Here is a 12,790-nt window from a genome sequence, read left to right as displayed (position 1 = left end):
CTGGACGACCGGCAGGTTCTCGATGATCTTGTCGACGCGGCCGTCGACCGCGGTGACGTGCCCCACCTCGATCTGCCCGGAGGTCAGCACCTTGCCGAAGACGTGCGCGAGCGGCCACCCCTTCGTCCTCATCCGCCTCACCGACTCGTTCCGCCGTCGCGACTTCCTGATGCGTGGCGGCGGATGTGCACGCGCTGTTGGCACGCCTCGGGGGCCCTGCCGCGCTGCCGCTGCCGCACGCCGCGCGGCAGCCGTGGCACCAGCAGCCGGTGATCAGGAGGCGCTCCTCGCCCGGCCCCTCGAAGTCCGGTCGGCAGGCGCCGAACCGTATACGCTCACGCCCGCTTCCGAAGCACGTTTTCGCAGGTCAAAGCGCGAATTTGCAAAGTCGGCGACCGGCCCGTGAAATTTTCCTTCGAGACGGTATTTTTGTGCTTCGCACGAAGTACCGAACAGCGACTCGAGCGCGAGTGAGGGAAGTACGGGGACAGCGTTACATGTCGTCATGTAGGGCACGCGCGACCGCGGCGGACGAAGGCAGGCACATGCAGACGTTCCTTGAGGAAATCTTCAGACCGTTCCACCGGCCGGAGCAGCGCCGTTGGGCCCAGGTGTACCTCCGGGGCCTGATACACGTCTCCGGGAGAAAGACACCACGGAGCATGGCACGGAGCGAACAGTTACCACCGAAGGCGGCCCAGGGCCTTCACCAGTTCATCAGCGCCAGCCCCTGGGACTGGGAAGCGGTGCGCCGCAGACTCGCGCTGCGGGCAGCGGCGAGCGCGGCGCCGTACGCCTGGACCGTCACCGAGCTCCTCATCCCCAAGCGCGGGGAGCACTCGGTCGGGGTGCACCCGTGCCTGGACACGGCGACCGGACGGACCGTCAACTGCCAGCGTGCCGTAGGGCTCTTCCTGGTGACGGACGCGCAGTGCTTCCCGGTGGACTGGAGCCTCGTGCTCGACGGCTCGTGGGGCTGGGACCCCGAGCGCCGGCTCCGGGCCCGTATACCGGACGAGGAGACCGCGCGGCCCGCCGGAGCCTGCGTCCTCGACTACGTGACCCGGGTCGCCGCGCAACCCGGACTCCCCCGCGTCCCGTGGGTGCTCGACCTCACCCGGAGCGAGGACGCGAGCGGCATCCTGGTGGGGCTCGCCCGGCATCGGGTCGACATCGTGTGCGAGGTGGACCCGGGTCAGATCGTCCTCGCCGGGCACCGCGCCCCGACCGTGACCACCATCGGCAAGCTGATGGAGGAGCACAACACCCGCCAGCCGTACGCGATGGTACGCCAGACGACGGACGGCCGCTCCCGGACGGTTCCCCTGTACACGTACGCCGGAACGGCACGGCTGCCCCGGCGCAGCACCGGCGGCGACGGCGGTGGGCGCGGCTACCGGCTCCTGGAACTCCTCGATCCCGACGGCCGACAGCCCGCCCGGTACTGGATCACCACCCTCGCCGACCGCTGCGCGGAGCGGATCCTGACGCTGATGCGCAGCCGTACTGCCGTCCGCGCGACCCTCACCGCACTTCAGAAGCGCTACGGAGTGCTCGACTTCGAAGGCCGCTCCTTCCCCGGCTGGCACCGCCACATGACCATGACGGCGGCCGCCTACGTCTACCAGCACCTCCACGGGCACGTCACCCCCGCTCAGGCCACCGCTCCGGCCACCGCCCCGGCTCTGGCCGGAGCGGTGGGCTGACGAGACGCCGGCAGAGGAAGAGGGGCCTGGGGAGATGAGAAACGTACTCGTGGTGGAGCGGGAAGCCGCCTTGGCAGAGTCGATGTTGCGCGATCTGCGCCGCCAGGGATACGCCGCCCGCAGCGTGGACACGGGGGCGCGGGCACTGCGCACGTACCGCGACGCCGACCTGGTGCTGGTCTCACTCGAACTGCCCGATGTCGACGGCATCGAGGTGTGCCGGAATCTACGCGCCGAGAGCGACATCGCCCTGATCGCCTTCACCCGCCGCGACGACGAACTCGAGCGGGTTCTCGCGCTGAAAGCCGGCGCGGACGACTGCGTCGCGCAGACCTGGGGTGTCCGGGAGATAGGGGCACGTATCGAGGCGGTACTGCGCCGGAGTCACCGCACCGGTTCGCCGACTCCGGAGGCCATTTCGCTCCGTCCGTTGCACATCGATCCGAGGACGCGGGAAGTGCGACTGCGCGACCGGGTCATCGACGTCACGTCCAAGGAATTCGAGCTGCTCTACATCCTGGCCGCGAATTCCGAGACCGTGGTGTCGAGGAAGGAATTGATGGCGAAGGTGTGGGGAAGCGACTGGACGCAGACCAGCCGTACCATCGACACGCACGTGAGCACTCTGCGGGCGAAACTCGGCTGCAGCCGCTGGATCATCACGGTCCGTGGTGTCGGCTATCGCATGGGATATTCCGTGCGGCTGCCGGAGGCGACCGCGGGCTGAGTGCCTCCGGCAGCCGGCCGCCGGGCCGTGCGACAGGGGCCCCGGGCCGCACGCCGTCCCGCCCGGGGCTCCGCGCCGTGTCAGGCCGCCCCGCGGTCCGGCGCGTCGAGGCGCCGCAGCAGTGGGTGCGGGTCCCCGGCCCCGACGCCCGCCGTGGTGCCCTCGGCCCCCGCAGCGCGCCGCGCCCACCAGGCGGACGCCAGGTTCGAGGAGAGCAGCGGACCGCCGACGGCATCCTCCCGGGCAAGCTCGGTGAGCGCTTCGAGTGTTCCCATGCCCGTGCCGGTGAACAGCAGCGCGGAGCCGGCGGGGAGCCGGTTCTGCCGCAGGTGGGAACGCAGGCACTCCCTGATCCGCCCCGTGGTCACCTCGTACGGGTCGAAGCGCTCCGCCCCCTCCGGGGTCCGCCCCGCCGGGACGCGCACGACACCGTCGACCGTGAGCCCGGCGCGCTCCCAGAACCTCCGGGAGGCGTCGGTGAGCCACGGCTGGTACGGGGAGACGAGGGTCAGGCGGCTCACCCCGACCGCCTCGCACGCGGCCAGGATCGCCTGTGTCGAGGACCGCACGGGGAAACCCGCGCGCTCCGACAGTTCCTCGCACAGGGCGAGATCGCCCTCGGGGTCCAGCAGGTAGTGCGAGGCGCTGCAGGCCACCACGGCGGCGTCCAGGCGCATGCCGCCGAAGCCGTCGAGGGTGTCGGGAAGGACCCGGTTGTAGGTCTCCAGCATCTCCCTGAGCCCCACTCCTGGAGTGGTGGGGAAACGTGAGGTGTACACATGCATTCCGGCGCCGATCAATCGGTTGAATTCCGGCTCCGCCGTCGGGTTTTCCGGAGGAACGACGACACCGAGTCTGGGAAGCGAGAAAAGGTCCATGGCGGCACAGTAGGCCGCGCCTCACGGCAGCAGCAGAAAAACCCGCGCGAAAAGACGTCCCGCGTACAACCTCCTTGCACCCGGTTTCGTTCCTGACATTCCTTGACACTCTCCCACGGAACTCTGACCCAAATCCCCTTGTCTCTCTGATCCGCTCGGTGAAGTCTGGTTGTCGCAGCCCGCCAGGCCCTCTGATATCGGTTCACCGAGCATGCCCTGGAAGAGACGAAAGAAGGTGTGAAGGCAATGGCATCAGGAGAAAGCCCGGAGAGACTTCCCATCCCGCCCCGCATATCCGACGCGACGCTGCGGGATTCGGCGCACATGGCAGGCGTCGAGTTCGGTCCGAAGGACGCCGCGGTCATCGCCGGCCTGCTGGTGAGGACCGGCGTCGAACTGGTCGAGGTCGGCATGGTGTCCGGCCCCGGCTCGAAGGACGCCGAGTTGGTCCTCGCCACGCACGAGGCCGTCGGCCCCGAGCGCAGCATGACGCTCGTCGTGGTGCGCGACCGCCAGCAGGTCGCACGAGCCCTCGACGAGGCCGAGCGCCTCGGTGTACGTCACATCATGTACTCGATACCGACCTCCGAGCAGCACGCCAGGCTGAAGCTCGGCTCGCCCAGCGCCAAGTTCCTCCAGACGCTGGCCCGTTCGGCGATCGCTCAGGCCAAGGAGCGCGGCTTCCATGTCACGTTCAGCGGCGAGGACGGCGCGCGCACACCCAAGGAGCGACTCGTCCCCTATGTCACGGCGGGCTTCGAGGCGGGGGCCGACCGGTTCCGGCTCGCGGAGACCGTCGCGTATCTCTCGCCCTGGCAGATGGGGGAGGTGATCGGCGACCTCACAGCGATCGACGGATCCGAGATCGAGATCCACTCGCACAACATGCTGGGCATGGCCGTCGCCAACTCCCTCGCCGCCGTCCGGGCCGGAGCCCGGTGGGTCTCGGCGACCGTCGGGGGCATCGGAGAGCGCGGCGGCAACGCCCCGCTGGCCGAGTTGCTCACCTCACTGCGCGTCATCCACGGTGACACACGCTTCGACCTGACCCATCTCACCGAGCTGTCCCGGGTCGCGCTCAAGGGCGCCGGCATGGGAGATGCCTTCCAGTCGGGGCCCACCACCCCGCACGCCTTCGCCTACGAACTGCCGGGCCAGCTCACCAACCCGGAGGCGTACGAGACACTGCCCGCCGAGCTCTTGGGCAACTCTCGCGAGTTGCGGGTGCGCACCCGCCTCACACCGGCGCTCGTGAAGTGGGCGCTCGACGGCTCCGGCGTCGCCGTCGACGTGGACGCTTTCACTCCGTGGCTCACCGAGCGCCAGGAGAGCGGCGGCGCCCCTCTTCTCGACCGGGACGCGATCCGCAAGGCCGCCATCGACTTCCAAGCCGCCTGACACCGGCCTGAAGCACTCACGAGCCTCAGTGCCGCTCGCCTCTCACCCCTCATCCATTCGACCCAGATGACTCATCAGGGAGATCTCCCATGCCCACCGCCACCCTCACCGGCATCTGCCCCGAGTGCGAGACCGATCTGACCGTCCCCCCGGTCGTCGAGGGCGAGACCTTCTCGTGCCCCGAGTGCATGCTCACCCTCCGCGTCGACGCCGTCCGGGACGGCAGGCTCACCCTGGAGATGGTCGAGGTCCAGCTGCGCGACTGGGGTCAGTGACATGCCCGGGCACGTCGCAAGGATCGCAATCGTCGCGGACCGGATCGGCTGGGAGGAACGCCGGCTGATCCAGTCCGGGCCCGACTTCGGCCTCGCCGTCGAGTGGGTCAACGATGAGTCCCTGGGCCTCGGTCACCCGGACGCCCCCTCACTCAGGGGCTACGACGCGGTGCTCGTTCGCAGCCGCAGCTACACTCGCGGCGGCCTCGTCGCCACGCTCGCCGAGGCCGCGGGAGCACGGGTCCTCAACTCGGCGCGGGCCATCAACGTCTGCGAGAACAAGGCCGTCCTGCGGGCCGTGCTGCGCGGCGCGGGCGTGCCCGTACCGGACTTCCGGCTCGCGCTGTCCCGCAAAGACTTCGAGCGGGCGCTCGACGAGCTGGAGCTGCCGCTGGTCCTCAAGCCGGTTTTCGGCGGCATGGGCAAGCGCGTCACGCTGATCCGGGACGCCGACATCGCCCAGTCCGTGTACGACTACGTGGAGGACCTCGGCCACGCCTTCGAACAGGCCTGCCTCGTCGAGCCGTACGTGGGAGGGGGCACCTCGGTGCGCTGCCTCGTCGTCGGGCACGAACTGGTCGGCGCCGCCGAGTTCGCGAGCGCCGGCACCGACTGGCGCAACAACGCGGCGCTCGGCAACAGCAGCCACGGCATCGCCCACGACCCAGACGTCCAGAAGACCATCGATGGTGTGGCGGGCATACTCGGCCCCGGCATCTACGGGGTCGATCTCTTCCGGACTCCCGAAGGCTACGTCGTCAACGAGGTCAACCACGCGCCCGGCTTCCGGGCGGTGGCCTCGGCGACCGGAGCGGACATCCCGGCCGCCGTCGGCCGATACCTCCAGGAGTTGCTCGCATGACGCGCAGAATCCGTGCGGGAGTCGTCGGCGCCTCGGGACTCGCCGGTGGCGAACTCATCCGACTGATCACCCAGCACCCCGACCTGGAGCTGACCTTCCTCGGCGGCTCCTCCAGCATCGGCCGCCGCCCGGCCGAACTGCACCCGGGCCTGCGTCTCGACCTGGGCCTGACGGTGCAGCCCGTCACCGAGGAGATCGCCGGTCAGGTGGACGTCGTCTTCCTGGCCACCCCGGCGCCCGTCTCGGCCGGCCTGGCCGCGCTGCTCGCCGACCGGGTCCCGGCGGTCGTCGACCTCAGCGGCGCCTTCCGCATCCGCACTCCGGAGCTGCACGACCGCTGGTACCCGAAGGTCGAGCGGCGCGCCGACCTCGCCGACCGGTTCGTGTACGGCGTGCCGGAGCTGGTCAAGGACCAGTTGGCGGGCGCCTCGCTGATCTCGCTGCCCGGCTGCTACGCCACCGCGATCACGCTCGGCCTCGCGCCGCTCACCCTGGGACTCGGTCTGGACCTGAAGACCGTGGTGGTGGACGGCAAGAGCGGCTCCAGCGGCGGGGGTCTGCAGTTGCGCACCGCGGACCTGCACCCCTTCCGCAGCGGAGCCATCGCCCCGTACGCCCCGACCGGGCACCGGCACGCCGGTGAGGTGCGTGACTTCCTGGACCGGAGCAAGCCGGGTTCGATCGGCTCGCTGAGCATGTCCGCGTACGGCGTCTCACACGTGCGGGGCCTGCTGGCCAGCAGTTACGTCTTCACCGACACGGCCGTGGACCAGCGCGCGCTGCAGCGGGCGTATGTCCGCTTCTACAAGGAGCACCGGTTCGTGCGGGTGCGCCGACACACCGAGACACTGATCCCGGTGCCGGACCCGCAGGCCGTGCTCGGCTCCAACTTCTGCGACGTGACGGTGCTCCACGACGAGGAGGACCGCCGGATCGTCGTCCTCGCCGCTCTCGACAACCTCGTCAAGGGCGCCGCGGGACAGGCCGTCCAGGCGGCGAACCTGCGGTTCGGACTGCCCGAGGAGACGGGCCTGACGATGCAGCCGGTGATGCCCGCATGAGCCACGAACGCACTCCTGTGGTCGTCAAGCTCGGCGGGAGCTGCCTCGACGACCTCGACGGCGCCTGGTGGGACGATCTGGCGCGGTACGGGCAGGAGCACCCGCTGGTGCTCGTGCACGGCTGGTCCAAGCCGCTCAAGAAGCTCAGTCCCCGCTACGGCGAGCCGTCGGCGATCCTGCGCGACCGGTACGGCAACCAGAGCCGTTGGACCACGCCCGGGGTCATCGAGGACATCAAGGCCGTCAGCGCCAAGCTGGCCGAGGAGGTCTTCGCCCGGCTCGGGCGGCGCGGCATCACCGGGGAGCGGCTGCTCGGCAGCGACGGCCTGGTCAGCGCGGGCGAGGCCGAGCGCTGGTGGTGGCAGGACAAGCAGCTCGTCGAGCTGGAGAACCTGGTCGGCCCGATCACCGGGGTGGACCCGGCGGCGCTGAAGAACCTGCAGTCCGGCCACGCCTGCCTGGTCACGCCGCTGGCGACGAACGCCGCGGGCCAGGAGGTGAACACCGACGCCGACCGAGCCGCCGCCGCCCTCGCCGGGGCCACCGGCGCGACCGACCTGGTCCTGGTCACCGATGTCGCGCATCTGCTGATCGACGGGAAGCCGGTGCGCCGGATCACCGCGCGGGCCGCGGCCTCCTTCCGCGACAAGGGCGCCACCGGCGGCATGCGCAAGAAGCTGCGGGCCGCGGACGAGGCCCTGGACGCCGGTGTGGAGCGGGTCGTCCTTGGCAGTGCCCCCGTCACCGACCTCCTTGCCGCCCGCACCGGCACCGTCATCACGCGAACCTGAGGAGCTCCTATCGTGGCGCAATCCCGTGTGTTAGTCGTCAACAACGGCACGCTGTCCCTCAAGCAGCTCCGCGCGCGCTTCGAGCAGCTGGGCTCGCTCACCGACGCCGTGGACGCGGCGTCGGTACCCACCCGGCTCGACGGCCGCTATCAGGCGATCGTACTGAGCGGCACGAAGGTGCGGGCATACGACACCGAGTACTACAAGCCGCTGATCGACCTGGTCAGGACCGCCGACGTGCCCGTCTTCGGGATCTGCGGCGGAATGCAGATCCTGGCGGTCTCGGCGGGGGGCCGGCTCGCGGACGGGCCTCAGCGGGTCGGCGGCTACGACGTGCAGGTGGACAAGGAGGAGCCGCTCTTCACGTATGTGAAGCCGACGGTGACCGTCTTCCACCGGCACACCCTGTACCTCCAGGAGGCCCCCCGGGGCTTCCGCTCCATCGGCCGCTCCGAGCACGCTCCCGTGGAGTTCCTGAGCTCCGAGGACGGCCGGATCCTCGGCTCGCAGGCGCATCTGGAGTTCCGCAGCGACGGCCTGGAGATTCTGCGGGGCTTCGCCCAGCTCTACCAGTGACGGCGCCCCTTCCGTTCCCGAACCCATCACTTCACTGAAGGACTTGGCAATGAGCGTTGTGGAGAACACGCAGAAGCCCGCGTTCACCGTTCATCTGGGCGGCAGCGGCGGTGCCGTCAACGGCTGGGTGGTCGTCGACACGCTGGTCGACGGCCTGGCGATGGGCGGTACCCGAATGACGACCGGAGTCACCGAGGAGGAAGTGGCCGGTCTTGCCCGCGACATGACCGACAAGTTCACCCTCGCGGGCCTGCGCATCGGCGGCGCCAAGGCCGGCATCGTCTCCGACGGCAGCGACCGCGAGCAGACCTTCCGCACCTTCGGCCGCACCGTGAAGCCGCTGCTCCACGGCGGAATCCACCTCGGCATCGACATGGGAGTCACCCCCGCCGACCGGGCGGTCTTCTTCGACGAGGCCGGGTACGACCCGCGCTTCCGCCTCGGCGCCCCGGACATGCCGATCGACTGGCGCACGTACTACGAGCCGCTCATCGACTGCACCGGCCACGGGGTCGGCGTCGCCGCGCTCACCGCTCTGGAGGCGCGCGGCCGCACGGAGGCGGCCCGGGTCGTGGTCCAGGGTTTCGGCGCGGTGGGCCGCGCGGTGGCGCGGTTCCTGGAAGAACACGGGCACGTCGTCGTGGGCATCGCCGATGTGCGGGGCACCATCAGCGCGGACCGGCTTCCGGTCGCCGACCTGATCGCCGTCACCGACGAGTTCGGGCGGATCGACCGCTCCCGCCTGCCGCAGGGCGTCACCCTCTCCAGCGAGCCGGACGCCTGGCTCGGAGTCGAGGCCGACCTGCTGATCCTCGCCGCGCAGAAGTACGCGCTCACCGCCGAAAACGCCCACCGGCTGCGGGCCGGCCTGGTGGTCGAGGGCGCCAACCTCGCCTCCGACGCAGCGGCGAAGGAGAAGGTGGCTGCCTCGGGCGGCACCCTGGTGCCGGGCGTGATCGCCAACATCGGCGGTGCGGCATCGGCCGCCCTGGCCGTCACCCGGGTCGTTCCCTTCGAGCTTCCGGCGGACGCGCGCAAGGCGTGGGTCTTCGACTGGGTCGGCGACCGGGTGCGGAAGAACACCCGGGCCCTGCTGGAGATCTCGGACGCACGCGCCGGCGACCCGCTGCCCGAGTTGCTCGCATCCCGCCGGAGGGATCTCCTGCGATGACGGACATGTCCAAGGCCGCGGGCAGCGGCATCAGTCCGGCGGCCGCCGCGTCCCGGGACGCTCTCGGCCCAGAGTACCGGCGCCGGGGCTGGTGGCGCGACGAGACCTTCCTCGACGACCTGTACCGCCAGGCGCGCGAGCGGCCGCACAAACTCGCCGTCGCGGGCCGCCGGGTCTCCGAGTCCCGTACCGACACCCTCGACTACGCCGAACTTGCCCGGCTCACCGACCGGTTCGCGGGCGCCCTGCTCGACCTCGGCGTGCGGCACGGCGACTTCGTGGCGGTCCAGCTCCCCAACCGCTGGGAGATGGTGCCGCTGATGTTCGCCTGTATGCGGGTCGGTGCCGTCATCTGCCCGATCTCGCCGATCTGCCCGGAGGAGGAGCTGCGCCACCGCCTCGGCCTCACCGGGGCGCGGGTGTGCGTCACGCTCCCGGAGTGGTCGGGCACGCCCCTGGCAAGGATCGTGAGCCGGCTCAAGGGTGAACTCCCCGCCCTCGACCACGTGGTGGTCGTGGACGGGCCGGTGCCCGAGGGTGCGCTCTCCTTCCGCGACCGCTTCGTCGCCGTCGAGTGGGAGGAGCGTGCGGGCACCGTGCTCGACGGGCCGGCGCTCGGGGCCGACGATCCGTTCGTCGTCCTGTTCACCTCCGGCACCACCGGCGAGTCCAAGGGCGTGCTGCACAGCCAGAACACGGTCCACTCGGCCGTGCGCGGCTACGTAGACGCCTTCGGGCTCGGCGACGACTGGGTCGCCGCCGTATCGACCCCGCTCGTCCACTACTCCGGCTTCGCGCAAGGTGTCCTCGCGGGCGTCATGCTCGGCGGTACCGTCGCCTTCCAGGACGTGCGGAGGAACGAGGCGCTGCTGGACCTGGTGGAGCGGTACGGCGCCACCCTCCTGTACGGGCCGCCCGCCACCCTCGCCGACGTGGCCGCCTCGCAGCGGGTGGAGAAGCGGGACACGAGCACGCTGCGGCACGTGGTGATCGGCTCGGCGCCGGTGCTCGCCCAACTGGCCGACGAGGTCCAAGAGACCCTCGGGGCCCGTACGTACTCGCTGTGGGGCATGTCGGAGAACGGTCCGGTGACCATGACCCGGCCCTCCGACCCCGAGGACTGGGCGGCGCACAGCAACGGCCGCGCCATCGACGCCATGCAGACGCGGATCGACCTCCAGGAGGCCGGTGCCCGGGACGGTGTGGGCCGGCTCCGGGTGCGCGGGGCATCGCTGGCGCTCGGCTACTGCCGGCGCGAGGAGGCGTTCGCGGCGGAGTTCGGCGCGGACGGCTGGTTCGACACCGGGGACCTGGCGCGGGGCGACGGCCGCGGCGGCATCCGCATCATCGGACGCGCCCGCGACGCGATCGTACGGGACGGGGTCGTGGCTCCCATGACGGAGCTGGAGGCGGTCATCGGCAGCCACCCGAAAGCGGTCGAGGCCGCGCTGGTGGGGCTGCCGGGCACGGCGGACGGCGACGGGACCTCGATCTGTGCCGTCGTCGCGGTCGCGGACGGCGCGGAGGGCCCCTCCCTGGAGGAGGTCCGCGCCCACCTCGGGGCGGCGGGCCAGGACCCGCGCTTCCTGCCGGACCGCGTGGAGCTGCTGCCTGCTCTGCCCAAGACACTGACCGGCAAGGTCCGCAAGGCGGAGCTGCGGCGGCGGTACGCGACGCCCACGACCTGACCGCGCCTGCCCCGGCGCCGCGGCCGTGTCCTGGCACTCCCGCCCGGCTCGCGACGCCCTCCGGGCTGACGGCGCCGAGCACTCCACCGGCAGTCCGGTGCGTGACCCGCGGGTCTTTCGTGGCTGGTCGCGCCCACGCGGGCGGAGCCGCATGCTGCCGCAGCCCCGCACCCCGTGGAACGAAGCCGAACCGCACTGGGCTTCGCCGGCCCCGCTCGGTTCCGCAACACGGCCCGGCCCTCACTCGGGCGGTCGTACGGGCACGGAAACGGCCCGGGACACGGCCTGCCCGCACCACGACCCGCCGTCTCCGCCCGCTCACCCACCCACCATTCCACCCTCACCTCTGGAGCCCGAAATGCCCGAATCCACACCGGTCTCCATGTCGGCGACCCTTGCCGCCGACGAGGCCCTGGCCCGTCGCCGCCGCGCCGGGGAGCGGGTCCTGTCGATGGCCAGCGGGGAGATCGGCCTGCCCGTGCTCCCCGCCCTGCGGGAGCGTCTCGCCGCGGCGGCCGGCGAGAACGCGTACGGCCCCGTCCCCGGCAGCCGGGCCCTGCGCACTGCGGCCGCCGGGTACTGGGAGCGGCGCGGGCTCGGTGTCGACCCCGGCCTGGTCGTGGCCGGGCCCGGCAGTAAGCCGCTGCTGTTCGCGCTGCTGCTCGCCATCGGCGGCGACGTGGTCATCCCCATGCCGAGCTGGGTGAGTTACGCGGCCCAGGCCCGGCTGGCGGGGGCGCGCTCCGTGCCCGTGCCGATCCGGCCCGGCGAGGGCGGGGTACCCGACCCGGAGCTGCTGCGCGAGGCGGTCGCCGCGGCGCGGGCCGCCGGACGCGCGCCCCGGGCGCTGGTGGTGACGGTGCCCGACAACCCGACCGGCACCGTCGCGTCGCCCGGCACCGTGCGGCGCCTGGCGGCCGCCGCGCGCGAACTCGACCTGGTCGTCGTGTCGGACGAGATCTACTGCGACCTCCTGTACGACCGATCGGCACCGGCCGAGTCCCCGGCCCTGCACGCCCCCGAGCGCACCGTCGTCACCACCGGGCTCACCAAGAACCTCGCTGTGGGCGGCTGGCGCACCGGCGTGGCCCGGCTCCCGGACAGCGAGCTCGGCCGGGCCCTGCACACCCGACTGGTCTCGGTCGCCAGCCAGATCTGGTCCAGCCCGCCGGCCCCCGTACAGACGGCCGCCGCGTACGCTTTCGCCGAGCCGCCGGAAGTCACCGCGCACGTCGCGGCGAGCCGCCGGCTGCACGAGACGGTAGTGCGCGCGGTCGCCGGGCACTTCACGGCGTCGGGCGCGGCGCTCGCCCCGGTCCGCGCGACCTGCTACCTCTACCCGGACTTCGAACCGGTCCGGGACCGTCTCGCGCGGGTGTACGGCGTGCACGGCGGCGACGACCTGGCCCGGCTCCTGAGCGAGCGCCACGGGGTGGGGGTGCTCCCGGCGAGCGCCTTCGGCGAGCGGCCGGAGGCCCTGCGCATCCGGGCCGCCACCAGCCGGCTCTACGGCGACACCGACGAGCAACGCCTGGCCGCGCTCACGGCGCCGGACCCGCTCGCACTGCCGTGGATCCGCGAGTCCGTCGCACGGATCGGCGAGGTCGTCGCCGAGCTCACCACGGACGCCCACGACGCCCCCGCCGCCGTACGCCCG

Annotated in this window: 12 protein-coding genes; 11 read left to right on the top strand and 1 reads right to left on the bottom strand. The window is 71.6% G+C overall.

Annotation, left to right across the window (positions count from 1 at the left end; all coding sequences use genetic code 11):
* Positions 1 to 497 precede the first annotated feature (497 nt).
* Together GUY61_RS25665 and GUY61_RS25660 are read left to right on the top strand one after the other, a co-directional pair.
* Positions 498 to 1,706, top strand: a complete 1,209-nt coding sequence (locus GUY61_RS25665; protein WP_243766749.1) for a transposase — start codon at positions 498 to 500, stop codon at positions 1,704 to 1,706.
* Between the two features lie 34 nt (positions 1,707 to 1,740).
* Positions 1,741 to 2,433, top strand: coding sequence for a response regulator transcription factor (locus GUY61_RS25660; RefSeq protein ID WP_166632617.1), 693 nt, complete (start codon positions 1,741 to 1,743; stop codon positions 2,431 to 2,433).
* A gap of 80 nt (positions 2,434 to 2,513) precedes the next feature.
* Here the strand turns inward: GUY61_RS25660 and GUY61_RS25655 are convergent, their stop codons facing one another.
* Complete coding sequence (locus tag GUY61_RS25655) at positions 2,514 to 3,311, bottom strand: arylmalonate decarboxylase (protein WP_166632616.1); 798 nt, start codon at positions 3,309 to 3,311, stop codon at positions 2,514 to 2,516.
* 246 nt (positions 3,312 to 3,557) lie between these two features.
* Here GUY61_RS25655 and GUY61_RS25650 point away from each other — a divergent pair, with 246 nt between their 5' ends.
* From GUY61_RS25650 to GUY61_RS25610, 9 genes are all read left to right on the top strand, one after another.
* Complete coding sequence (locus tag GUY61_RS25650; protein WP_166632615.1) at positions 3,558 to 4,709, top strand: LeuA family protein; 1,152 nt, start codon at positions 3,558 to 3,560, stop codon at positions 4,707 to 4,709.
* A gap of 89 nt (positions 4,710 to 4,798) precedes the next feature.
* The gene (locus tag GUY61_RS25645) at positions 4,799 to 4,984 is read left to right on the top strand and encodes a lysine biosynthesis protein LysW (RefSeq protein WP_166632614.1); all 186 of its coding nucleotides are present in this window, start codon (positions 4,799 to 4,801) and stop codon (positions 4,982 to 4,984) included.
* A 1-nt stretch (position 4,985) separates the two neighbouring features.
* A complete protein-coding gene (locus GUY61_RS25640) occupies positions 4,986 to 5,846 on the top strand; it encodes a RimK family alpha-L-glutamate ligase (RefSeq protein WP_166632613.1) in 861 nt (286 codons plus the stop codon).
* Positions 5,843 to 6,907 (top strand): N-acetyl-gamma-glutamyl-phosphate reductase, encoded by a 1,065-nt coding sequence (argC, locus tag GUY61_RS25635; protein WP_166632612.1) that lies wholly within the window; start codon positions 5,843 to 5,845, stop codon positions 6,905 to 6,907. Before GUY61_RS25640 ends, argC begins: the two co-directional genes overlap by 4 nt.
* Positions 6,904 to 7,698, top strand: a complete 795-nt coding sequence (locus GUY61_RS25630) for an acetylglutamate kinase (RefSeq protein ID WP_166632611.1) — start codon at positions 6,904 to 6,906, stop codon at positions 7,696 to 7,698. Before argC ends, GUY61_RS25630 begins: the two co-directional genes overlap by 4 nt.
* Before the next feature lie 12 nt (positions 7,699 to 7,710).
* Positions 7,711 to 8,274 carry a glutamine amidotransferase-related protein gene (locus tag GUY61_RS25625; RefSeq protein WP_166632610.1) on the top strand — a complete coding sequence of 188 codons (564 nt, stop codon included), beginning with the start codon at positions 7,711 to 7,713 and terminating at the stop codon, positions 8,272 to 8,274.
* Between the two features lie 49 nt (positions 8,275 to 8,323).
* Positions 8,324 to 9,445 (top strand): Glu/Leu/Phe/Val dehydrogenase, encoded by a 1,122-nt coding sequence (locus tag GUY61_RS25620; protein WP_166632609.1) that lies wholly within the window; start codon positions 8,324 to 8,326, stop codon positions 9,443 to 9,445.
* 5 nt (positions 9,446 to 9,450) lie between these two features.
* The gene (locus tag GUY61_RS25615) at positions 9,451 to 11,133 is read left to right on the top strand and encodes an AMP-binding protein (RefSeq protein ID WP_166632619.1); all 1,683 of its coding nucleotides are present in this window, start codon (positions 9,451 to 9,453) and stop codon (positions 11,131 to 11,133) included.
* Positions 11,134 to 11,491: 358 nt separating this feature from the next.
* A partial coding sequence (locus GUY61_RS25610; protein WP_166632608.1) for a pyridoxal phosphate-dependent aminotransferase occupies positions 11,492 to 12,790 on the top strand: 1,299 nt, incomplete at its 3' end.

The organism is Streptomyces sp. GC420 (genome assembly GCF_009916105.1).
Classification (GTDB): domain Bacteria; phylum Actinomycetota; class Actinomycetes; order Streptomycetales; family Streptomycetaceae; genus Streptomyces.
The sequence above is the reverse complement of the archived record's forward strand: the minus strand, read 5'-3'. Positions and strand labels throughout refer to the sequence as shown.

What these genes read in the sequence shown, in the direction of transcription:
- GUY61_RS25660 (WP_166632617.1), top strand. Translation starts at nt 1,741, where the DNA reads ATGAGAAACGTACTCGTGGTGGAGCGGGAAGCCGCCTTGGCAGAGTCG.
- GUY61_RS25665 (WP_243766749.1), top strand. Translation starts at nt 498, where the DNA reads ATGTCGTCATGTAGGGCACGCGCGACCGCGGCGGACGAAGGCAGGCAC.
- GUY61_RS25620 (WP_166632609.1), top strand. Translation starts at nt 8,324, where the DNA reads ATGAGCGTTGTGGAGAACACGCAGAAGCCCGCGTTCACCGTTCATCTG.
- GUY61_RS25640 (WP_166632613.1), top strand. Translation starts at nt 4,986, where the DNA reads ATGCCCGGGCACGTCGCAAGGATCGCAATCGTCGCGGACCGGATCGGC.
- GUY61_RS25615 (WP_166632619.1), top strand. Translation starts at nt 9,451, where the DNA reads ATGTCCAAGGCCGCGGGCAGCGGCATCAGTCCGGCGGCCGCCGCGTCC.
- GUY61_RS25645 (WP_166632614.1), top strand. Translation starts at nt 4,799, where the DNA reads ATGCCCACCGCCACCCTCACCGGCATCTGCCCCGAGTGCGAGACCGAT.
- GUY61_RS25655 (WP_166632616.1), bottom strand. Translation starts at nt 3,311, where the DNA reads ATGGACCTTTTCTCGCTTCCCAGACTCGGTGTCGTCGTTCCTCCGGAA.
- argC (WP_166632612.1), top strand. Translation starts at nt 5,843, where the DNA reads ATGACGCGCAGAATCCGTGCGGGAGTCGTCGGCGCCTCGGGACTCGCC.
- GUY61_RS25630 (WP_166632611.1), top strand. Translation starts at nt 6,904, where the DNA reads ATGAGCCACGAACGCACTCCTGTGGTCGTCAAGCTCGGCGGGAGCTGC.
- GUY61_RS25650 (WP_166632615.1), top strand. Translation starts at nt 3,558, where the DNA reads ATGGCATCAGGAGAAAGCCCGGAGAGACTTCCCATCCCGCCCCGCATA.